The sequence below is a fragment of the Gaoshiqia hydrogeniformans genome (genome assembly GCF_049347105.1).
Classification (GTDB): Bacteria; Bacteroidota; Bacteroidia; order Bacteroidales; family Prolixibacteraceae; genus Gaoshiqia; species Gaoshiqia hydrogeniformans.
Genome location: NZ_CP186334.1, coordinates 5,515,637 through 5,537,152 on the forward strand (window position 1 = coordinate 5,515,637; position 21,516 = coordinate 5,537,152).

17 protein-coding genes, 4 tRNA genes and 2 other RNA genes are annotated in these 21,516 nt (G+C 45.5%); 9 read left to right on the top strand and 14 right to left on the bottom strand.

All coding sequences use genetic code 11. The features are described from left to right. Window positions 1-28: 28 nt before the first annotated feature. Window positions 29-1,024: a LacI family DNA-binding transcriptional regulator gene (locus tag ACOIT5_RS21920; protein ID WP_423128301.1), complete on the bottom strand. Its 996-nt coding sequence runs from the start codon at window positions 1,022-1,024 to the stop codon at window positions 29-31. Window positions 1,025-1,284: 260 nt separating this feature from the next. Between ACOIT5_RS21920 and ACOIT5_RS21925 the strand changes: the two genes are divergently transcribed. Further along, entirely contained in the window at window positions 1,285-2,817 is a 1,533-nt protein-coding gene (locus tag ACOIT5_RS21925) for a glycoside hydrolase family 28 protein (protein WP_423128302.1), read from the top strand. Window positions 2,818-2,893: 76 nt separating this feature from the next. Here the strand turns inward: ACOIT5_RS21925 and ACOIT5_RS21930 are convergent. Together ACOIT5_RS21930 and ACOIT5_RS21935 are read right to left on the bottom strand one after the other, a co-directional pair. Further along, window positions 2,894-2,966, bottom strand: a tRNA-Pro gene (locus tag ACOIT5_RS21930). A gap of 131 nt (window positions 2,967-3,097) precedes the next feature. Further along, window positions 3,098-4,303: an NAD(P)-dependent oxidoreductase gene (locus ACOIT5_RS21935; protein ID WP_423128303.1), complete on the bottom strand. Its 1,206-nt coding sequence runs from the start codon at window positions 4,301-4,303 to the stop codon at window positions 3,098-3,100. Window positions 4,304-4,440: 137 nt separating this feature from the next. Between ACOIT5_RS21935 and ssrA the strand changes: the two genes are divergently transcribed. Beyond that, window positions 4,441-4,838: a transfer-messenger RNA gene (ssrA, locus tag ACOIT5_RS21940) on the top strand. Window positions 4,839-4,996: 158 nt separating this feature from the next. Here the strand turns inward: ssrA and ACOIT5_RS21945 are convergent. From ACOIT5_RS21945 to ffs, 4 genes are all read right to left on the bottom strand, one after another. After that, window positions 4,997-5,069 (bottom strand) — tRNA-Gly (locus tag ACOIT5_RS21945). Window positions 5,070-5,170: 101 nt separating this feature from the next. Continuing rightward, window positions 5,171-5,253, bottom strand: a tRNA-Tyr gene (locus ACOIT5_RS21950). Window positions 5,254-5,339: 86 nt separating this feature from the next. Continuing rightward, window positions 5,340-5,413 (bottom strand) — tRNA-Thr (locus tag ACOIT5_RS21955). 14 nt (window positions 5,414-5,427) lie between these two features. After that, window positions 5,428-5,525, bottom strand: an RNA gene (gene ffs, locus ACOIT5_RS21960) — signal recognition particle sRNA small type. 170 nt (window positions 5,526-5,695) lie between these two features. On the opposite strand from ffs, the gene ACOIT5_RS21965 reads away from it, so the two are divergent. After that, window positions 5,696-6,250 (top strand): DUF4199 domain-containing protein, encoded by a 555-nt coding sequence (locus ACOIT5_RS21965; RefSeq protein ID WP_423128304.1) that lies wholly within the window; start codon window positions 5,696-5,698, stop codon window positions 6,248-6,250. A 44-nt stretch (window positions 6,251-6,294) separates the two neighbouring features. Next, on the top strand, window positions 6,295-7,248 hold the full coding sequence (locus tag ACOIT5_RS21970) for a glycosyltransferase family 2 protein (protein ID WP_423128305.1): 954 nt from the start codon (window positions 6,295-6,297) through the stop codon (window positions 7,246-7,248). A 29-nt stretch (window positions 7,249-7,277) separates the two neighbouring features. Here ACOIT5_RS21970 and ACOIT5_RS21975 read toward each other — a convergent pair whose 3' ends face one another. Beyond that, window positions 7,278-8,408: a hypothetical protein gene (locus ACOIT5_RS21975; protein WP_423128306.1), complete on the bottom strand. Its 1,131-nt coding sequence runs from the start codon at window positions 8,406-8,408 to the stop codon at window positions 7,278-7,280. Between the two features lie 152 nt (window positions 8,409-8,560). On the opposite strand from ACOIT5_RS21975, the gene ACOIT5_RS21980 reads away from it, so the two are divergent. After that, entirely contained in the window at window positions 8,561-9,904 is a 1,344-nt protein-coding gene (locus tag ACOIT5_RS21980) for an MFS transporter (RefSeq protein ID WP_423128307.1), read from the top strand. Between the two features lie 55 nt (window positions 9,905-9,959). Next, complete coding sequence (locus tag ACOIT5_RS21985) at window positions 9,960-11,441, top strand: DUF1080 domain-containing protein (protein ID WP_423128308.1); 1,482 nt, start codon at window positions 9,960-9,962, stop codon at window positions 11,439-11,441. Here ACOIT5_RS21985 and ACOIT5_RS21990 read toward each other — a convergent pair whose 3' ends face one another. Beyond that, window positions 11,442-12,164 (bottom strand): AAA family ATPase, encoded by a 723-nt coding sequence (locus tag ACOIT5_RS21990; protein ID WP_423128309.1) that lies wholly within the window; start codon window positions 12,162-12,164, stop codon window positions 11,442-11,444. 185 nt (window positions 12,165-12,349) lie between these two features. Here ACOIT5_RS21990 and ACOIT5_RS21995 point away from each other — a divergent pair, with 185 nt between their 5' ends. Continuing rightward, window positions 12,350-13,738: an aminopeptidase P family protein gene (locus ACOIT5_RS21995; RefSeq protein WP_423128310.1), complete on the top strand. Its 1,389-nt coding sequence runs from the start codon at window positions 12,350-12,352 to the stop codon at window positions 13,736-13,738. Between the two features lie 19 nt (window positions 13,739-13,757). On the opposite strand, the gene ACOIT5_RS22000 is transcribed toward ACOIT5_RS21995, so the two are convergent. Continuing rightward, the gene (locus ACOIT5_RS22000) at window positions 13,758-14,192 is read right to left on the bottom strand and encodes a hypothetical protein (RefSeq protein WP_423128311.1); all 435 of its coding nucleotides are present in this window, start codon (window positions 14,190-14,192) and stop codon (window positions 13,758-13,760) included. 108 nt (window positions 14,193-14,300) lie between these two features. Beyond that, window positions 14,301-15,593 carry an NAD(P)/FAD-dependent oxidoreductase gene (locus tag ACOIT5_RS22005; RefSeq protein WP_423128312.1) on the bottom strand — a complete coding sequence of 431 codons (1,293 nt, stop codon included), beginning with the start codon at window positions 15,591-15,593 and terminating at the stop codon, window positions 14,301-14,303. A 159-nt stretch (window positions 15,594-15,752) separates the two neighbouring features. Here ACOIT5_RS22005 and ACOIT5_RS22010 point away from each other — a divergent pair, with 159 nt between their 5' ends. Together ACOIT5_RS22010 and ACOIT5_RS22015 are read left to right on the top strand one after the other, a co-directional pair. Further along, window positions 15,753-16,766, top strand: a complete 1,014-nt coding sequence (locus tag ACOIT5_RS22010) for a GntR family transcriptional regulator (RefSeq protein WP_423128313.1) — start codon at window positions 15,753-15,755, stop codon at window positions 16,764-16,766. 164 nt (window positions 16,767-16,930) lie between these two features. Then, complete coding sequence (locus tag ACOIT5_RS22015) at window positions 16,931-17,371, top strand: response regulator (RefSeq protein WP_423128314.1); 441 nt, start codon at window positions 16,931-16,933, stop codon at window positions 17,369-17,371. Window position 17,372: 1 nt separating this feature from the next. On the opposite strand, the gene ACOIT5_RS22020 is transcribed toward ACOIT5_RS22015, so the two are convergent. From ACOIT5_RS22020 to ACOIT5_RS22030, 3 genes are all read right to left on the bottom strand, one after another. Beyond that, window positions 17,373-18,119, bottom strand: a complete 747-nt coding sequence (locus ACOIT5_RS22020; protein ID WP_423128315.1) for an SDR family oxidoreductase — start codon at window positions 18,117-18,119, stop codon at window positions 17,373-17,375. A 38-nt stretch (window positions 18,120-18,157) separates the two neighbouring features. Further along, entirely contained in the window at window positions 18,158-19,321 is a 1,164-nt protein-coding gene (locus ACOIT5_RS22025) for an IS4 family transposase (RefSeq protein ID WP_423126395.1), read from the bottom strand. Between the two features lie 155 nt (window positions 19,322-19,476). Continuing rightward, window positions 19,477-21,483, bottom strand: a complete 2,007-nt coding sequence (locus tag ACOIT5_RS22030; RefSeq protein WP_423128316.1) for a protein-disulfide reductase DsbD family protein — start codon at window positions 21,481-21,483, stop codon at window positions 19,477-19,479. Window positions 21,484-21,516: the final 33 nt, after the last annotated feature.

Below are 21,516 nucleotides of genomic sequence, written 5' to 3' on the forward strand. Positions count from 1 at the left end.
CGTTTTAATGAAAAAAATCTGACTTCGTTCAGCAAGAACTGCGAACCATTAACTCCGAATTTAAGGTCATTTGAATCGGTGTCCGTTTCGGATCGCGAATCCGCTGGATTAAAAGTTCTCCGGCCCTTTGCCCGATTTCGTAAGCCGGTTGCCGCACGGCAGTCAGCGGCGGGTTCAGCGAATTGGACCAGTTCATGTCGTCAAATCCAATAATGCCTATTTCCTGTGGTATGCGAAGTTTTCGTTTATGAATGGTTTCGAGCGCCCCGAGGGTGATCAGGTTATTCCCGGTAAACAAGGCATCGGGCGGTGTATCCAGATCAAACAGTTTTTCGGCCAGTTCTACCCCGCTTTCATAGGTGGAGTTCCCGTGAACAAGCAATTGCGGATCAAAGGGCAGCTTGTTTTCTTCGAGGGCCCTCCGGTAGCCCTGCTCGCGCAAACGCGACGAAGGAATGGTAGTTAAACCTGCAATATGGGCAATCCGTTTGTAACCTGCTTTCGCGAGGTAATCTACGGCAGCAAAGGCGCCGGCATCGTTGTTCACCCAAACCACATCCACGTCGATTCCGTTAAGTCCCCGGTCGACACATACAACCGGCAAGCCGTTTTTCACCATCTTTTTTACCCGCACATCCTCTTCGCTGGCCGGAGCCGCGATCAGGCCATCGATAGCCTCCGACTCAAGAATGTCCAGGTACATGGCCTCTTTTTTCTCGTCCTGGCTGAAGTTGCAAACAATAATTACATAGTTGTTTTTGTAAGCGATATCCTCAATGCCGCGCAACACATCCACATAAAACGGGTTTTGGATGTCGGGAATCAGCACGCCCAGCAAATTACCCGGACCGCCTTTCGAACGAAGCCTTTTTGCCACCCGGCTCGGTTGATACTTCAACTCCTTAATTGCTTTCAGAATCTTCAACCTGGTTTCTTCATTTACACTGTTACTGTTGTTCAGCACCCTCGAAACAGTGGCGATCGATACGCCTGCCCGCTTAGCGACTTCATTCATGCTTGCCATAAACGCTGTTTTTACATTTTTTTTACGGGTTGAAAGACACGACTTCTTGTTGTTCAACCAGAATACAAATGTAAACGATTTCACGAAACAACAGAATTTTTACACTTATTTTTTGCACGAAGACGAAAAAAGCATACTCGGAAGAAAGAAGTAACACCCATAAATTCATGCAACGATGTAATCGTTTACATTATTTTTGCTTTTTTTGCAACAACAACAATATCACACGTATTTATTCATAAATAATCAAATGCAAAACCATGAAAAAAACTGTAAAATCCTTCATTCTGCTGTTGTTGTCGATAAATCTTTATGCACAACAAGGGGGATGGAAAAACGTGCTCGTTTGCGGTGCAAAAGCAGATAACGAAAGCTTAAATACGGAAATCATCCGCGGGCTTATTGAAACAACTGCTGCAGAAGGAGGAGGAACCATTTATTTTCCCGCGGGTAATTATTTAACCGGCCCCATTCATCTGAAAAGCAACATCACGCTATACCTGGAAGCCGGCGCAACCCTGCGTTTTACCGATGATTTTGATGCATACTTACCGATGGTCCCATCGCGCTGGGAAGGTACCGATGTGGTTAATTTTTCGCCGCTGATTTACGCGTACCAGGTCGAAAACATCACCATCGCCGGGCGTGGAACCCTGGACGGACAGGGCAAAAAATGGTGGGATTACCATCATTTTCTGTACGCTCAACCCAAAGATTTTAAATCAAAATGGCAGCAACTGTTTGCCGAAAATAATCCCGACGTGTTGTTGCCCGACGAACCTGACATGATTACCCGGGGCTTTTGCCGTCCGCCATTCATTCAGCCGATGTATTGTTCCAATATCCGGATCGAAGGGATTACCATCGTCAATTCGCCGTTCTGGACGGTCAACCCGCAATTTTGCGAAAACATCACCCTTGAGGGCGTAACGATCAATAATCCCAAATCGCCCAATACTGATGGGATTAACCCGGAATCGTGCCGCTATGTGCATATTTCCAACTGTCACATTTCGGTGGGCGACGACTGTATAACCATCAAATCGGGAAAAGACCGCAGCGGACGTAAAATGGCCGCTCCCTGCGAAAATATCACCATCACCAACTGCACCATGTTGCGCGGACACGGCGGCGTGGTAATTGGCAGCGAAATGTCGGGCGACGTCAAAAAGGTGACTATTACCAACTGTGTGTTTGAAGGCACTGACCGGGGAATCCGGATCAAATCGACCCGCGGACGGGGCGGTGTGGTGGAAGATATCCGGGTCAGCAATATCATCATGAAGGACATCCGCGAAGCAGCAATCATACTGAACATGTACTACCGCCAGTCGGAATACGAAGAAGTTTCGGAACGGACGCCTGCCTTCCGAAACATCCATTTCAGCGGAATTACCGGAAATGCCAAACAGGCCGGTCTCCTGCTGGGACTGGAAGAACTGCCCGTCAGTAACATTTCGTTTACCGACATCCGCATCAAAGGCGAAATTGGCTTCACCGTAAAAGACGCGCAGGATATCAGTTTCCACAATGTGCAGATGAATGCCACCAAAGGGCCGGCCCTGTCGATCGAGAAGAGCAAATACGTGGAGGTCAACGCATTCAGTTCCAACTCTCCGCTAAAAAACACGCCGGTGATTCAACTCGACCAGGTGGAACAACTCAGTCTGATCAACTGTTACCAACCGCGTGAAACCGATATTTTTATTCAGAAAAGCAAAACCTGCAAAGATCTGTTTATCAGGAACAATATCCTACCCAAGGTCAGGAAAAAGATTTTGGTGACAAAATAGGCATCCGCACGCATACAAGAAAGCCTGTAAATCAAGTAATTTACAGGCTTTTAAATTCTATTTGCATTTTATTTTGTCGGGATGATCCGACTCGAACGGACGACCCCCACGTCCCGAACGTGGTACGCTACCAACTGCGCTACATCCCGATCATTAACGGGATGCAAAAATAATATTTTCATTGAATAACCTAAAAGGATGTTCATTTAATTTCAGTTTAAATGCAATATTTTTTTTCAGGCACATTCATCCGGCAGGTTCATTCAAACCCGACATAACATTAGGTCTCACCTTCCAAAAAATCCCGCAGATAACTAAATTGTTCGGTTAGCTGACCGTCTTTCAAAATAGTCGCCCGTTCAATAATCCCCTCGGTATCTTCACCAAAGAGCGAAGGTAAAACCTGGTGATACAGGTCACGGGCAAAAGTGCGCGAAGCATCGAAAGGTAAGGCGGTCGGCAAATTATCGACAGCCATCACCGTTATATGTGCAGACGACGAAAAAGCAGGCTGCTCAAGGAGGCTTTCCGGATCAACATCATAAAACGGATTGTCGATAGACGAGGTCCGAATCGTTGTCGGGATCGGTCCGGGAACATCGCAACTAACGTCTGCAATCAGCGAAATACCAAAATCCGGCGAGCGAAGCTGTGCCGGGGTGAAAAAATGCGGAGATACCTGGTCCCAGAAATGACAGGGTATAAAAATATCGGTCGGTTTTAAATAAGGTAAGAAGGCCGAGCTGTAATCTGCCGGATTCTGATAAAAGTCGTCCCGGTCAAACTTACCTTGCTTTTTCACCACATAATCCTCCGGATCAAGCCGGACATACACCGGGTGATCGTAATCCTTTTCGAGAAAATCTTTTGGCAATACCTCGGCAATACCCATCTCATGAATCATTTCAAGCGCTCCGGAAGCGACCCGTCCCCCTCCTGTCAATAAAATTTTCAACGGCGGCAGTTTGATGGTACGCAAATGATGATACAATTCGCGCAGGTTACGACAAGTCTCCGGTCGCGGCAACCCAATGCCCCTGAAACGTCTCGCCGCTCCCTGAAACGCATAGTAAGCGCCAACAACTCCGGCCCAAAATCCGAAGGCAACCAGACGGTTATGATGTTGATCGGTAAAGTATTCATAGTCCAGCAGCGTAATCTTTTTATCGGCCATCTGCTTAAAAAACGAACGGTTAAACGCTTGTTGTTTGGCCACATGGGCAAACATGATGTAGGTTTTCCCTTCAATCAGGCTTTCTTCCGAAACTTCTTTTATACCAATCAACAGGTCGCAATGTGAAACATCATTTACAACCGGAATCCCCATCGCGCTGTATTCTTCATCCTGATGAATGCGAACAGCGGAAGATTGAACAAACAAGCTGACCCCGGGATAATTCTCCCTGATCAATCGGGCTGTTTCCGGGGTAATGGCCACCCGGCGGTCGTGGTATCTTCGGCTTTCCCGTAATACGCCTACTTTCATACACAATTCAAATTTACAACGATTTCATCCGTCAATCCGGCTCTTATCATATCTGTTTCAGATGAAGGCATATTTAAAGATAGGGATTACATTTTAAAATTGCAGAATTTTCTGTAATTTTGTCGTCCCTTTATACCGGGGCTGACTGGTTTTGACAGCGGGTAGAAGAGGTATGTAAGCATGCCGAGCATTGTTTGTTGGCTCGTTAATCTCAATGATCAAACATTTAATTGGCGAAAATAATTACGCTCTTGCTGCGTAACCGAATTTAGTAGGTTCATGCTTAATCCCGGCACCAGGTGCTGGGACAGGACATCGCCCGGATGCCGTTGCCCGGAGGCTATCCGATCAGGTGGTGCAAGTAAATCAGGGATAGCTTGTTGGTTGCTTCGTACAACAAGCGAAATTCAGAAGCTAAGGTAACGGTCGGTGGCCTTGATCCAGCTGTTACACGAAAACCAAGTCGGGGCTAAGCATGTAGAAAGCATATTGCTTCCTCGTTTGGACCCGGGTTCGACTCCCGGCAGCTCCACTTCTTACAAAGAGATGAAATTCATAATCCTGTAAACTACTGTTTTACAGGATTTTTTTATTCTTATCGAGATTGGTCGGATCACTTCATATTTCTGGAGATAATCGAAAAAAATCCATAAAAAAAGGAGGAAATCATCCGGCAAATGACTTTCCCCTTTGAGCGGGAGACGGGATTCAAACCCGCGACCCTTAGCTTGGAAGGCTAATGCTCTATCGACTGAGCTACTCCCGCTTTTAACTGATAATTGTTGATTCTTGATTGATGATTTGAAAATACCGTTGTTTTTTTCAGGCAATCAATCATCAATCATCGTTTATCAATCATCATTTGTGTGGGGAGAGCAGGATTCGAACCTACGAAGGCATGAGCCAGCAGATTTACAGTCTGCCCCAGTTGGCCACTTTGGTATCTCCCCTTTTTCAATTTTCTATTGGTGATTGATGATTTATAATTGAAACGCACAATCTTTCAACGCCACAATCATCATTAATCAATCCTTTGAGCCGGATCTCAGATTCGAACTGAGGACCCCGAGATTACAAATCACGTGCTCTGGCCAACTGAGCTAATCCGGCAACAAATCAAAAAAAGTGGGTAAGCTACCTGTATCGCACCGCTCAACCGCTTACCCTTGCTGCCTTCCGACCCTGGGGGGTTCAGCAGGAGCTGGTCGTACAGGACTTACCCGGCGACAAAAGTAGAAAAAAATGTATATCCGGCAAACGAAAAACAAAACTCGCAGGCGCTTTTTTCAAATATTCCGGTTAATCCGTTAATCTTCAAGAAAATATTTATATAACTTTTTTTTCAGCTAAAAAATCAGATATATTTGCTAAAAACTCCCAAACAATAACACGATGGAACAAAAATCAACATTCTGGAAAAGCGCGATGACTCATGGCTTGTACCTTGGAGTCGCCCTGATTCTTTATGGCGTCATTATTTATGTGGCCGGTGAGAATACGAACAAATCATTGGGTCTAATCTCTTATGCTATCATGGCCGCCGGAGTCGTTTACGCGCAAATTAACTACCGGAATCACGAATTGAACGGGTTTATCAGCTACGGTCAGTCGCTTGGTTACGGAATTGTTGTTATGCTCTTTGCCGGTATTCTTAATTCACTGTATTCCATTATTCTGTTTACCTATATTGATCCCGGGTTGATTGACCAAATCCGCATTGCTCAGGAAGAAGTCATGATGGCCAGGGGCATGTCTGACGAACAAATTGAATTAACGGGACGGTTAACCGCCAAAATGATGACGCCGGGCTGGATGGCCATTTCGGGTTTGTTTGCATTTGGACTGATTGGATTAATTATCTCATTGATCTCTTCGATTTTTGTCAAAAAACAGGATGATGAACATGCCTTTGAAGATGCGATGACTGAAATCAAATCTGACGAGTAGCCGACAGTTAAAACAACAAAAACATATTAACTAATTTTCTGCACGTGAATATTTCCGTAGTTATTCCTTTGTATAATGAAGAAGAATCGCTTCCCGAATTAACGGGATGGATTAAGCAGGTAATGGATGAACACCGGTTTTCCTATGAAATTATTTTGATTGATGACGGAAGCAATGATAACTCCTGGACGATTATTGAAAAGCTTCATCACGAAAACCCGGATATAAAAGGCATCAAATTCAGGAGAAACTACGGAAAATCGGCCGCGCTGCAGGTTGGTTTTACCGATGCACAGGGCGATGTTGTGATCACGATGGATGCCGACCTGCAGGACAATCCGGAAGAAATCCCGGAACTTTACCGTCTGGTCACGGAAGAAAATTTTGATTTGATATCGGGATGGAAAAAGAAACGTTACGACCCGCTCTTTTCAAAAAATATCCCCAGTAAGTTTTATAACTGGATTGCCCGGCGCAGTTCCGGGATTAAGATCCACGATTTTAACTGCGGCCTGAAAGCATACCGGAAGACCGTTGTGAAAAGCATTGAAGTGTACGGAGAGATGCACCGCTATATTCCCATCATCGCCAAATGGGCCGGATTCAAACGGATTGGCGAAAAAGTGGTTCAGCACCAGGAACGGAAATACGGGGTTACCAAGTTCGGGTTCGAACGCTTCATCCGGGGCCCGCTCGACCTGCTTTCGGTTATTTTCATCGCGAAGTTCAGCAAACGCCCCATGCACTTTTTCGGTCTGATCGGCTCATTGGTCTTTCTGGTAGGTTTTATTTCGGCAGCGTGGGTAGGAATCAGCAAGCTCATCGCCGTTTCGAAAAAAATTGCGGCGCCCCTGGTCAGCGAGAGTCCTTATTTTTATCTGGCTTTAACCGCGATGATCATTGGCACACAATTATTTATGGCAGGTTTTTTGGCAGAATTATTTTCCCGGAATTCATCCGAACGAAACAGGTACCTGATCGATAAGAAAATCATTTGACCGCTTCCTGCGTTGATCCGGTCTATCAATCAGATATTCTTCGACCGGTATTTCCTGACCAGCTTATTCAACTTCTCGTCATGCAAATCCTGCTGTTCGAGGTACTCATAAGCTCTTCGGGCAATAAACCGGTTTTTGTGCTCCAGAAGAACGGCCACCTGTAAACCAATCTCTTCGGCCGAAACACCCTGGACAACAAAAAGTTTCAGAATGCGATCAACAACAGAAGCGCTCAAATCCGGCATATGACTGGCAAGTGCGCCCGAAACCCAGGATGATAAACCGGAAACACGCTCCAGTTTTTCCAACAGGATCCGCTGGCTCATATAGCTCAACCCCTTGAAATGATCCACCAAGGGAATCTGAACCGACTGCTCTTCGAGAATAGAATCAGGCAAAGCCGACAGCGCCTGACCAGCCAGGATATCCGGCATCTCGCTAACTTTTCGAATGATCAATGCCTTAAATTCTTCCGACCAGCTTAAGCATGCTCCCATATTCTCCAACACCCAGAGTTTATCGTGATAATCCCCGCTATTTAAGATTTGGGCAGCCAGCTCATCGGTCAACCTGGCCGCTGTATAATTCCGGATTTCTTTTTGGGTAGAACCATATACCAGGTTCCAAAGCGTATAGGTGGTATAAACAGCATCTTCCACCGAAGCTTCTTTTACCGACAGAAGTGTTGCTCCCGAAACAGCATCAACCGCCATATCCGGTTCGGCGGTTGTTAACTGGTCAATCCGGTACGATCCGAGTACAGAATACGGGTTTGCCAAGATTGTCTCCAACCGGCGATAGTCTTCCTCCTTAAACGGCACATGATCTGTTTTGCTCAAAAACTCTCCCTCGGGTAACGAAAATCCCCGGTAACGCCCGGTTGCCGTCCAATATAAGATGATATCCAACAGCCTGCATTCGCCGTTAACACAAACGCCGGTATGAATTTTCCGAAAATAGAACTGAATCAATCCCGCCTCGTTTTCACAAATAAACAGGGTGTCGTTCGGTATGGTATCATTAAAATCAACAATCTCCCAACGGACTTTCAGACTATCTGTTTCGTACACCGGAGCATGGAAATAAACGCTAACCGTTGTTTTTTCAAGATCGAAAAACAAGCCCGCCCACAAAAGAATAATGATATAAATGATTTTCATCTCTTTTCTAAAAACGATTTTAAGACCTGTTTGTTTTAAATATACCGATTTTAAACCTTGAATATTAACAAATCGGGAACCGGGCACAAAATAAAGGAATTCCGGGTCAACCAATTGCCTGCAATAAATAATTTTACACAAATTTTAAGATTTTGATCAAACAACGATTTAACGACTACCCCTTCTCACCTGCCAAATCACCGGTATTTTATGGCTGGTTCATTGTTTTATGGGGAACGATCGGCATCATCATGAGCGTACCTGGTCAAACCATGGGGGTATCAACCTTCACTGAACATCTGATGGGCGCCCTCCGCTTAAGCCGGAACGAACTGAGTACAGCCTACCTGATAGGTACGATCAGCAGTTCGTTTCTGCTGACCAAGGCCGGAAAATGGTACGACCGTATTGGCGCCCGCTGGCTCGGCAGTTTGATTACCCTCATTTTGGGATCCGTTTTGGTTTTACTCAGTCAGGTTGATCGTATTGCATTTGCTATAGGTAACTTTTTCCAGATTGGCGAGTTTCAGTTTTACCTGAGTTTCGCGGTCATCGCCATTGGTTTTTTTATGCTGCGATTCAGCGGACAAGGTGTATTGACCATGCTTTCGCGTAATATGATGATGAAATGGTTCATTCGCCGGAGAGGTTTTGCCAACGGCCTGAGCAGTATATTCACCTCCCTGGGCTTTGCTATGGCTCCGCTCGTTTTCGATTTTTTTATTGAGAGTTTTAGCTGGAGGGGCGCCTGGATCATCTTATCCATGATCACCGGGTTTGGGTTCAGTATCTTTGTTTTTCTGTTTTTTCGCGACAACCCCGAAGATTGCAGGCTGGAACCGGATGGGGCCAAACCCGAACTGAAAACGATAAAAGAGGGCGAGCCAATCCGGCGGGCCATAAAACAATTCAGTCTGAAAGAAGCTCAGCGAACCTGGCCTTTCTGGACTTTTATCGTGGCCCTGTCCATGCAGTCGCTTTATATCACCGGTTTCACATTTAATATTGTTTCTATCTTCGAATCGGCCCAAATGGACAAAACCACGGCCTTGTCGGTGTTTATTCCCACCTCGGCCATTTCGGTATTTATTTCATTTTCGGCGGGCTGGCTAAGTGACCACATCAAGCTAAAATATTTACTGCTCGTTTTCCTCACGGGGCAAATGATCTCGATGCTTAGCCTGTCGTTTTTGAGTCCCGGTTTTCCCTATATCTTTCTGATCATCGGAAACGGCATTGTTGGCGGCCTGTTCAGTGTTTTGGCAGCCGTGGTATGGCCCCGGTTTTACGGACGGGAACATTTGGGTGCTATCAGCGGATTTTCCATGAGTTCACTGGTCTTTTTCAGTGCGCTGGGACCTTTGCTTTTCAGTTCATCGTTCAGCAGGCTGGGTTCCTATTCTTATGCAGCCATTTTGTGTTTTATCATAGCTGCCTTCACCTTTGCAGCCTCATTCAAAGCCAATAATCCGCAGGAAAAACTTGGGTTAGTATAGCAAAACTTCCCGCAGGAATTTTATCTTTGTCTTTGTTAACCAAGCTAATATCCCGATGAAAAAAATTATCCTGCTGATCCACGCCCTGAGCCTCCTGCTTGCTATGTTTTCGTGTAAAAACAACAACACCGGAAAGTGGGTTGACCTGTTCAACGGCAAAGACCTCTCCGGTTGGGTTGCGATGGAACATCCGGCTTCATTTACTGTTGAAAACGGCGCCATTGTATGCAGCGGGCCACGGGCTCACCTGTATTATACCGGGAAACTGCAAAATGGCATTTTCAGAAACTTTGAGCTGAAAACGCTTGTCATGACGGCTCCGGGGGCAAATTCAGGCATATTCTTCCATTCAAAAGAGCAGGAACACGGCTGGCCACTGAAAGGATATGAAGTTCAGGTGAACAATTCACACGAAGGCTCCGGCGACTACAAAGAATTAAAGAAAACCGGCAGTCTGTACGGAATACGAAACGTTTATTATCAAACGGCATCCGACAACGAATGGTTTGAAATGCACCTTAAAGTAATTGAAAACCATGTTGAAATACGGGTAAACGGAGTAAAAGTAGTGGATTATATCCAACCGGATGAACCTTATCGTCCGGACAATGATAAATACAAAATTTTTGACCGGGGAAGAATCGCTTTACAGGCCCACGACGAACACAGCACCACCTATTTTAAAGACATCAAGATCAGAACATTACCGGATGGTCAACAACTGGAACCGTACGCCGGAAAAGAATGGGATACGCGAATGACCCGCTTACACATGGCCAATTTTCCGGTCATTGATTTTCATGTTCACCTGAAAGGAGGCCTGACCATTGAAGAAGCCTGCGAAAATTCAACGAAACTGGGCATTAATTACGGGATTGCACCAAACTGCGGGCTCAAATTCCCGGTAACCGACGATGAATCCCTTTATGCTTACATGGACACCGTAAAAAAACAGCCCATTTTCAGGGGCATGCAAGCCGAAGGGCGCGAATGGATTACCCTGTTTTCACCGGAAGCCGTTGCCGAATTTGATTATGTGTTTACCGATGCCATGACCTGGACCGACCAAAAAGGCCGTCGTATGCGTTTATGGATTCCCGAAGAAGTTTTTGCAGACGACGAACAGGCATTTATGGATGAGCTGGTTTCAAAAATTGAAGCAATCGTTTCGCAGGAGCCGATCGATATCCATGTCAACCCGACCTTCCTACCCGATGTGATTGCCGGAAAATATGACGAATTATGGACCGATGCACGGATTGACCGGTTCGTAAAAGTCCTGTCGGACAACCATGTGGCCCTTGAAATTAATTCAAGGTATAAAATTCCATCCGAAAAAATACTGAGAAAAGCCAAAGAAGCGGGCGTGAAATTTACCTTTGGAACCAATAACACGGACAATGATTTAGGTCGGTTGGACTATTCGCTTGAAATGGCCGAAAGGCTTGGCCTTACCTACAAAGATATGTTCATGCCCCGGCCAAAAGGCAGGAAGCCTGTTGAGCAAAAAGGATTACCTGCGCAAATCACCGGTTAATCAGAAGAAAGGAACTTTTTTCTTCATCTTTTCCGTGATCCCTTTTATATCGAAAGCCGTTTTAATCAGATTGACAACCTGACCTGTTGTGAACCTTGATACATTGATCACCAGGTCGAAGTTATCTTCCTGCCCTTTGCCTTTAACGAAGTAGTTTCGGAAAAGGTCACGTTCTTTCCCCGTCTCCTGGATGTACTTCAAAGCGTCGGCCCTGGAGAGGTTTCTGCTTGCCGAAATGCTTTCAACCCGCCAGGTCAGGGGGGCTGTTAAACGAATATGCATGGCATTTTCAACATCAGCAGCAATAATATGGCCGGCACGACCAAGGATGATACAGCATCCGTCGATGGCAAAGTTCCGGATGACATCTTTCACGGTTTTCAGGATCACCTTGTTGCTTTTGTAATATTTGTCGGTAAAAGCCGACAAGATTTCTTCGAAGGTGAAATGTTCGTTAGATGTTAATAAACGTGATACTTTTTCAGGGGCAATTTTCAGCTCCTGAGCGCTTTCGTTAAGCACTTCTTTACTGATGACCTGCCACTGCTTGCAAAACACGCATTTATTCAGTTCTTCAGCCAGGGCTTTGCTGATTTTCAGGCCGCCGCATCCCACATCCCTCGAAATTGTAATCACCGGGCCGGCCTCCTTTTCGCCACGAACCTGTTTCTTCTCAAGTTCGTTAAAGCGCTTGTTCATATAATTCAATAAGGTATTATCCATAACGCCGATTTTTTGGTTCCAATAAAGTTTACGTTATTCTGTCATTTCAGTTATATGTTTGACAGTAATCATTTCCGGCTTCCGTTTTTTACAAACAACAACCATGTATTCGCAAAAAATCATAAAATTTTGACTGATTAATCTCTATCTTACACCCTCAATTAGGTCAAATTAAAATCGCGCTTATGTTTGAGAAAGAAATTTACACCAACCGAAGAAACAAGCTAAAAGAAAAACTTTCAGGAGGAGTTGTTCTTATTTTAGGCAATATTGACTCGCCGATGAACTACCTGGACAACACCTACCACTTCAGGCAGGATAGTTCCTTCCTCTATTTTTTCGGACTTGATTTTCAGCAACTGGCGGGTGTTATCGATATCGATTCAGGTGACGAGGTCATCTTTGGGAATGATGTGGATATCGCCGATATCATTTGGATGGGCCCCCAGGCCAGTGTCAGGGAAAAAGCTGAAAAAGCAGGAATAGCGCATACAGCTCCCTTCAACCAATTAGGCGAAACCATCAACACGGCAATAAAACAAGGACGAAAAATTCATTTTCTTCCGCCTTATCGTGCCGAAAATAAACTGTTGCTGCACGAATTATTGGGCATTCACCCTTCAAAACTGGCTCAATACGCCTCGCTTGAACTGATCAAAGCGGTTATTGCATTGCGGTCGGTTAAAGAAGCCTGTGAGATCGAAGAAATCAAAAAAGCATGTGCAACGGGATATCAGATGCATGTTACTGCCATGAAAATGGCGCAGGCCGGCGTCTGGGAACAACATATTGCCGGAACAATTGAAGGCATTTCACTGGCTCATGGCAGCATGCCGTCGTTCCCGATCATCCTTTCGCAAAACGGCGAAACCCTGCACAACCACGATCATTCAAACTACCTGGCTGCCGGTAAGCTGATGCTGGTGGATGCCGGAGCAGAAACATCGATGCACTATGCCTCCGATTTTACCAGAACCACTCCTGTTGGCGGAAAATTCACCGCGCAGCAACGTGAAATTTACGAAATTGTGCTCGCTGCCAACAACAGGGCAAAAGAGTTAACCCGACCGGGAGTGACCTACCTGTCGGTTCACCTGGAAGCTGCCAAAGTAATTGCCACCGGCTTGAAAGAATTGGGACTGATGAAAGGCAATATTGACGAAGCCGTTAAAAACGGCGCTCATGCCCTGTTCCTGCCTCACGGACTTGGTCATATGATGGGACTCGACGTGCACGACATGGAGGACCTGGGACAAATTTACGTCGGTTACGACGAGGAAACCCGCCCGGTTAACCAGTTTGGAACCGCCTACCTGCGTCTGGGAAAAAGACTTGAACCCGGATTTGTCGTTACCAACGAACCTGGAATTTATTTCATTCCTGCCCTGATGGACAAATGGAAACAAGAAAAAATCAATACCGATTTTATCCATTTTGACCAACTCGCCCGCTACCGGGATTTCGGCGGAATCCGGCTGGAAGACGATATCCTGGTAACCAACTCGGGAAGCGAGTTGCTTGGAGAACGCATCCCGATTACGCCCGAAGAAGTTGAAGCAACTGTAAACAGTTGATAAACCGGAAAAAGGCTGCTTAATGGGCAGCCTTTCCTTTTAATATGCGATGATAGAAATAATCAAGCTCCGTTTTTACCTCTTCAATAAAGCGCAGGTAGGCTTCCGTTTCCTTCACTTGATCACCTGTAACTTTTCCAGGATCGGTGAAGCCCAGGTGTAGCTTTTTCCTGTAACTGAACGAGAAGCTGTCGAACTCTTCTTTCGTTCCTTCGCAAACCGTGATGACATAGTCAAACGATAGGGGCGCAAGCTCGGCTACCGTCCGGATTTGCTGCCGATCCATGATGAACCCGACGGACTTCATGACCTCAAAGGGCAGTGGGTCCAGGTTCACAACAGGCTCCGTCCCGGCAGCAAACACTTCCAGATCCTCATCAAACGACTCCAGTACGGTTTTCGCAATGAGGCTCCGGCAGGAACTTGCACCCGAGCAAAGAAACAGGATTTTCATAGTCGGCTTTAATTATTCATATAAATTACTGAATATTCATCAGCTAAGAAATAACCAATCTCTGGTTTTTATACTTTTTATCGTTCTGAACTACTGTTTTTCAACAGCTTACAACGGACGTTCTTTGGCTTTCTGCGATGGACGCAGGATCAGGCGCAGCGATTGGTCGAAGGTCACATACTTCCACAGCCAGTTGATAAAGATCAGCAGACGGTTTTTCACCCCCACGATCGACATCAGGTGGATAAACATCCAAACCATCCAGGCCAGGGTTCCGCTAAAGCGGATAAAAGGCAGGTCGACCACTGCCCGGTTGCGGCCAACGGTGGCCATTGAGCCTTTATCGCGATATTCGAACTCAACCATTGGCTTTCCGTCATTCAGTCTAACCAGGTTTTGCGCCAGACAGGAAGCCTGCTGCAAAGCAACCTGGGCCACCTGGGGATGGCCGTTCGGGTATTTCTCCGTAGTCATCAGCGCAACATCGCCAATGGCAAACAAATCATCGAAACCGGCTACCTGGTTGTAGCGGTTCACCATCAGCCGGTTTCCCCGGGCAACAGCATCCGGCTTAATCCCGTCGGGTATCTGTCCTTTCACACCTGCTGCCCAGATTAACGTTTCGGTCAGCAACTTTTTCCCGTTTTCGAGGCTGACTTCCAAGCCGTCGTAATCGGTGACTTTATGGTCGAGCAGAACATTTACCCCCATCTTTTCGAGGTATATTCTCGATTTTTCGGCTGAACCGGCGCTCATTCCATGCAGCAGGTGCGGATTGGCTTCGATGAGTGTGATCTGCATCATGTCAAAATTGAGATCGGGGTAGTCTTTGGGCAGCACAAATTTTTTCATTTCGGCCAGCGCGCCACAAACCTCTACTCCGGTCGGACCGCCGCCCACCACCACTACATTCAGCAAACGCCTCAGTTTTTCTTCGTCACGCAAGGTCACCGCCTCTTCAAAATTAAGTAACAGGGTATTTCTCAGGTAAACAGCTTCGGCAACAGACTTCATCGGGATGCTGTGTTTTTCGAAATGCTGCATCCCAAAAAAGTTGGTCGTGGCGCCGGTGGCCAACACCAGGTAATCGTACCAGACATACCCCATCGGCGTTTCAATTTGTTTCTTTTGCGGATCGATATTCGTAACCCGGGTCACGCGCACAAATACATTCTTTTCTTTTTGAAAGACTTTACGCAGCGGAAATGAAATGGCGCTTGGTTCCAGCCCCGAGGTCGCCACCTGATAAAACAGCGGTTGAAACTGATGATAATTATTCCGATCAATCAGCACCAATTGAAAACCTTTCTTTTTGAGCTTCCTCGCCAGACGCAATCCGGCAAATCCCGCCCCCACAATCACAACTCTTTTCTCTCCTGTTTCCGGAATATTTATTGGCATAATCTTTTTCTTTTCAAAAACAGCCGGAATGATTTAATGTTGAATGAATTTTTGTTTTTAATCGTCTGAAAATTTACCGGAGAATAACCGAAATACCGGTTCAGGTTCTTTTTCCTATTTCTCTCTTTTTTTATAATTTCACCACGCAAATCAAACAATATGATTGAAAATTCCAGGATCGATTCCGAATCAGAAATTCCACTCTACAAGCAGGTTGAAGATTTGATTATTGCCGACATTGAATCGGGAATCTTTAAGCAGGGGCAACGGATCCCCTCCATCAACGAAACCAGTGAAGAGTTGTTGCTATCGCGCGACACGGTTGAAAAGGCCTACGTCAGGCTCCGGAAAAAAGGAATTTTGTCGTCGGTCAGAGGAAAGGGTTATTACGTCAACCAGACCAATGTTGGCAAGAAACTCAAAATCAGCCTCATCTTCAATAAACTAAGCAATTACAAACGAAGCCTGTACAACTCGTTTGTGCAGACCCTGGGAACGAAAGCCAGTGTCGACGTTTTTATTTACAATTACGACATCAGTGAATTTGAAAGCATTATTGACAATAACCTGACGAACTACGATTACTTTGTCATTCTGCCTCATTTCCGCAATGAAAATGCAGAAATCGGGCGGGTGATCAAAAAGATACCAACCGAAAAAGTACTGATTGTTGACCGTTACCTGGAAGAGTTGAAAAATTATCCGGTCGTTTACCAGGAATACGATAAGGATATCCAGGATGCGCTTGAGCAAGCCCTGGATTTACTCAGGAAATACACCCGGCTAAACCTGGTCTTTCCTCAAAACGAATACTATTCGCCCTATATCCGTAAAGGATTTATGATCTTTTGCCAATCTCACCAGATTGAATACCGGGTGATTGGCTCCCTGGATGCCGGCAACATCTGCGAACAGGAAGCCTACATTGTCATTTCAGACAACGACTTGTATTACCTGATCAAAACCATGAAAGAGAGGGGCTGGACCCCGGGAAAAAACAGCGGCATTATCTCGTACAATGAGAACCCGGTTAAAGAACTTCTTTGCGACGGCATATCTACCATATCCACCGATCATGATGAAATTGGAAAGCGGGCTGCCGAAATGATCCTCAATCAGGATTTCAGACGGATAAAAAGTCCCTTCGAGTTTATCCGCCGAAGATCGCTTTAGTCGTGTAAATCTCCTATTGCGGCCTTGTGGGGGTAACAGCAAACAAATATCACAAAATATCAATCCGCTTTTTTACAAAAAGGGGTTATCTTATTTCAAATTGATGCTTATCTTGCAGACGAAAATTAACCCGGAGTTCATATCCAACTAACTAACACGCCGGCATGCTACAAGAAACAGACACGACAAAAAACCAGGAAAGCTGTTTACATATTCTGATTGTTGAAGACGAAGAGTACAATTACCTGTTCCTGGCCTCTGTATTAAGAGATTACCAGGTAAGAATAACCCGGGCATACAACGGGAAGATGGCTGTTGAACAGTGCCAGGCCGACGGTTCGATACACCTCGTTCTCATGGATATCCGCATGCCCGTCATGGATGGTTACGAGGCCACCGGGCTAATCAAAAAAATAAGACCGGAGCTTCCCGTCATTGCACAAACAGCATACGCCATGGAAACTGACCGCAAAAAAGCCCACGATGCCGGTTGTGACGACTATTTGCCCAAACCCATCCGAAAAGCGGAGTTGATCAATACGATTGCACGGCATACCCCACTGAATTTTCCCCTGGAAAAAAAGGAAGCAACAAATCTACTTTAGTTTAGATGTAGATCATCTTTTTTGTCATTCCCCCGTCGATAACAAAATTCTGGGCCGTAATAAAATCATTTTCAGGACGAAGTAAAAACAAGACCATATTGGCAATATCCCGTGGGATCCCTACCCGACCCGCCGGATGCTGCATGTGATCCTGTTCCGAAAGTGAAGCCGGTTGTGCTGCCGATCGCTTTTTAACCGCCGAAACATCAATCCATCCCGGGCTGATGGCATTCACCCTGACATCGGGCGCCAGGCTCATTGCCAGGGCATGAGTCAAAGCCAGCAATCCCCCTTTCGATGCCGAGTAAGCCTCGGTATCCGGCTCCGACTGCAGCGCCCTTGTAGAACAAATATTAATGACGGCGCCTCTGTTTTTGCGCAATTCGGGGCAGGCATATTTGGCGCATAAAAACGGCCCGCTCAGGTTAACCGCGAGCACCCGGTTCCATTCGTCCAGCGACAGGTCGCCCAGAGGTTTCCCGGCCTGTACCGCCGCATTGTTGATCAAACCGTCGATCCGTCCAAATTCATGAACCGCCTGTTTCATGACCGACTCAACCTGCTTTTCGTCCGAAACATCAGCTAAGCACGCGATTAAATCCGGCGTGTTACATGCCGTTTTAAGTTCATGAAGCGCCTCGGCGTCCACATCCAGGACAGTAAGCCGGTAATCGTTTGCCAGCAATTCGCGGACGATAATCTGACCAATACCTTGGGCGCCACCGGTCACTACAATATTTCGTTTCATCCTCAGTTCCACTAGTGTCCCATTAAAATCGGGACGTATTAATAATTAAACAAATTTGGCTCATTAAGGCTAAAACGTTCTTTGTCATTTTGAAATTTAGTTCTATCAAATAGGTCTCGAAGATTAGTTTTATCTGTTAAAGATATGCTCAGTATCTGCAAGACCTCATATGTGCTTCTATCAAGTTGCATGTCCTTTTGGACGATTGCCACCAAGCAGTAAGTGCACATGGCAGCGTAGATTTGAATCCGAACAGCATTTTCAGTAGTACCCCAAAACTTTTTGATTTTCAGATGTTGCTTTAACCATTTGAAGAACAGCTCGACTTGCCAGCGGTTCTTGTAAAGTTCAGCAACCTGCAATGCAGAAATGTGCATTGCATTGGTCAAGAATACAAGCTCACGCTTTTGTTCTTCATCCCAATATCTGACCAATCTAAGATGCTCTGGATAGTATTGCTTAGGATAAAACCCAGTCAATTCAATTGTTACATCTGAAAGCACGTTCTTGGGCAATCTTCGTTTCCATTTGATCATCTTGCATTGTAGATTCTTTTTGGCTCTTAAAACATAGAAAGCTCCTATTTGATGAATCTTATACAACATCTTGAAGTGATTATATGCACGGTCAAATATGTAATATGAGCCTGATTCATAAGGGATCTCTTTCATGGCAGTAGAGTCGTGAACAGATGCTTCAGTGATATGGAAAAATGCAGGTATCTGTGTCTCCACATCGTATAATGCATGTACTTTGATTCCACCTTTTTTCTTACGGAACTTCGCCCACCAGAATACCGAAAGGCATAAGTCAATTGTCGTTGAATCAAAAGCATAGACATTGCCTTCAAGCTTGAAGATGTCAGCAACGCGTTTCTGCCTGGCTTCGTTTACCAGATAGTAAGCATACTCTTCAAAGATGTGATAGTCCCTGTCTTGATTGGCTCTGGCCAGTGATGATTTTGAAATGTTCTTGCCCAATCCCAAATGATAAGATTTGGAGTGATGAGCATCAAGTGCGACGATCAAATCTCTAAGACTTTCACGATTTGACAATTGCCCGAACATCAGAGATAGCAATTGATTCCAACAAGTGAAATGCTTCACGTATTTGTCGCCATTGTATTTGGCAACAATACGATTGAATTTGCTTCGATTCAGAAACGAGACTAGTTGAGCGAAAACGTATTTGTCTTGATACATATGCAATCAGAATAATCTGATGCAAAACTAAAAATTCAAGTCCGTTCGCTCGAAAAATGGATACAACTAACTAAATTTCAAATACATCAAAGAACTTTTTTAGTTTTTAATGGGACGGTAATGCCTCAGTTCCATTTAATGCTTAAAGATCACGATCATTTATCGTGGAATTTTTTGATGGCTTCATCCAGAAACCGCACAAAATTATCGGGGTTTAGGTCATAAGCTTTCGGAGCGGCCAGCAACGCTTCATTGGTGTCCAACAATACGTAATAAGGCTGGGCATTTACACCAAACCGGCTGATCTGGAAATCGGCATATTTTTTACCCAGCGTCTTTTTTACCTTGCCGTCGTATGTTGATGTCACCCATTCATCTTCGGACAGTTTTGTTTTATCATCCACATACAGGGCAATGATGATGAATTCGTTTTTCAGCCGTTCCAACACCCTCGGATCCGACCAGACATTGGCCTCCATTTCGCGGCAATTGACACAACCGTGTCCGGTAAAATCAATAAACACCGGTTTGTTTGAAGCTTTGGCGCAAGCCATGCCTTGTTCATAATCAAAATAGCCTTCCAGCCCATGCGGCAAATGCAAAAATTCGCTGTATTTAGGAGTCTCACACAATTCAGACGCTCCGTTGAATGTGCCTGCTCCGGCGGTGGCGTTTACCAGTTTCATCTCGTCGCGGATTATTTTATGCAGGTCAAAATCGTGGGTGGTTTGCGGCGGCAAATAACCGGAAATAGCTTTCAACGGCGCCCCAAACATCCCCGGCGTCAGGTAAACCACAAATGCAAAGGATGCCATCGCCAGCATTAACCGGGGTACCGAGATAAACTTCAGTTCGCTGTCGTGGGCAAACTTCAGCTTACCCAACAGGTAAAATCCGAGCAAACTGAAAATAACAATCCACAAAGCCAGGTAAACTTCACGGTCGAGAATCCCCCAGTGATAGGTTTGATCCGCTACACTCAGAAACTTCAAGCCCAAAGCCAATTCGAGGAAACCCAATACCACTTTCACCGAATTTAACCATCCCCCCGATTTAGGCAAGTTGCTCAACCAGCCCGGGAACAGAGCAAACAAAGTAAACGGGAGCGCAAAAGCCAGGGCGAAGCCAAACATGCCGATAATTGGTTTTAGCACAGCCCCTCCGGCCGATTCAACCAGAATAGCGCCGACAATGGGTCCGGTACACGAAAACGAAACCAAAACCAAGGTTAACGCCATAAAAAAAGAGCCAACCAGCCCGCCTTTGTCTACCTGCTGATCTGATTTATTAACCAACCAGCCCGGCAACACAATTTCGAACATGCCGAAAAACGAAAAGGCAAATAACACGAAAATGATAAAGAAAAGCACATTGGGCAACCAATGCGTACTGATGAAGTTTGCAGCATCGGGCCCGAACAGCACCGCCACCAGGGTGCCAACAATGGTATAAATGGCGATAATTGAAAGACCATATACCACGGCATGAAATATGGATTTGGCTTTCGATTCGCCGCTCTTCATAAAAAAGGACACAGTCATCGGGATCATGGGAAACACGCAGGGTGTCAGAATTGCAGCTAAGCCTGCCAGAAAGGAGAAAAAGAAAAACAACCAGAGCGTTTCGGTCGAGCCCTCCTTTCCCCTGTCGGTGAGTACTTTTACCGACTCCTGTTGCACACCCGATTGAATATCGCCTGTTTTTTCACCAGCATTAAATTCAAATTCAAAATCGACTTCAGTTGGCGGCAAACAGGTTTCGTCGTCGCAACACATAAACTCAACGAAACCGCTGATGACTACCGGATCGTCCGACTTCAGGCGGATGGTTTGAACCAGTTCCGCCTTCGTACTGAAGTAGCGTAGATCCATCATGAACGTTTCGTCGTACTTTTCAGTTGGCTGCGGTATTTTTTTTAGCTCGCCTGCAAATTCAAACAAGCTGCTGTCGTTAAAATTAACCGATGTCGGGACCGGACCTCCGTCCGGAAGGCTGGTATCGTACAAATGCCAGGTTTCCTCAATGGTCGCTTTGAAAACCAACTCAACTTCGCGCCCGTTTTGCCGGGAGTCGAATGACCATTTAACCGGTTCCAGAATCTGTGAAAATAACTGCGTAGAAAAAAGTAAGAGTCCGATCAGTAAATTAATTTGCTTCATCATATGCTGATTTGTTTTTACAATGAAACAAAATTA

Bases quoted from the DNA above. Each gene is read 5' to 3' on its own strand.
- ACOIT5_RS21975 (WP_423128306.1), bottom strand. From the start codon at position 8,408: ATGAAAATCATTTATATCATTATTCTTTTGTGGGCGGGCTTGTTTTTC.
- ACOIT5_RS21985 (WP_423128308.1), top strand. From the start codon at position 9,960: ATGAAAAAAATTATCCTGCTGATCCACGCCCTGAGCCTCCTGCTTGCT.
- ACOIT5_RS21925 (WP_423128302.1), top strand. From the start codon at position 1,285: ATGAAAAAAACTGTAAAATCCTTCATTCTGCTGTTGTTGTCGATAAAT.
- ACOIT5_RS22010 (WP_423128313.1), top strand. From the start codon at position 15,753: ATGATTGAAAATTCCAGGATCGATTCCGAATCAGAAATTCCACTCTAC.
- ACOIT5_RS22005 (WP_423128312.1), bottom strand. From the start codon at position 15,593: ATGCCAATAAATATTCCGGAAACAGGAGAGAAAAGAGTTGTGATTGTG.
- ACOIT5_RS21965 (WP_423128304.1), top strand. From the start codon at position 5,696: ATGGAACAAAAATCAACATTCTGGAAAAGCGCGATGACTCATGGCTTG.
- ACOIT5_RS22030 (WP_423128316.1), bottom strand. From the start codon at position 21,483: ATGATGAAGCAAATTAATTTACTGATCGGACTCTTACTTTTTTCTACG.
- ACOIT5_RS21935 (WP_423128303.1), bottom strand. From the start codon at position 4,303: ATGAAAGTAGGCGTATTACGGGAAAGCCGAAGATACCACGACCGCCGG.
- ACOIT5_RS21920 (WP_423128301.1), bottom strand. From the start codon at position 1,024: ATGGCAAGCATGAATGAAGTCGCTAAGCGGGCAGGCGTATCGATCGCC.
- ACOIT5_RS22015 (WP_423128314.1), top strand. From the start codon at position 16,931: ATGCTACAAGAAACAGACACGACAAAAAACCAGGAAAGCTGTTTACAT.
- ACOIT5_RS22025 (WP_423126395.1), bottom strand. From the start codon at position 19,321: ATGTATCAAGACAAATACGTTTTCGCTCAACTAGTCTCGTTTCTGAAT.
- ACOIT5_RS21995 (WP_423128310.1), top strand. From the start codon at position 12,350: ATGTTTGAGAAAGAAATTTACACCAACCGAAGAAACAAGCTAAAAGAA.
- ACOIT5_RS22020 (WP_423128315.1), bottom strand. From the start codon at position 18,119: ATGAAACGAAATATTGTAGTGACCGGTGGCGCCCAAGGTATTGGTCAG.
- ACOIT5_RS22000 (WP_423128311.1), bottom strand. From the start codon at position 14,192: ATGAAAATCCTGTTTCTTTGCTCGGGTGCAAGTTCCTGCCGGAGCCTC.
- ACOIT5_RS21990 (WP_423128309.1), bottom strand. From the start codon at position 12,164: ATGGATAATACCTTATTGAATTATATGAACAAGCGCTTTAACGAACTT.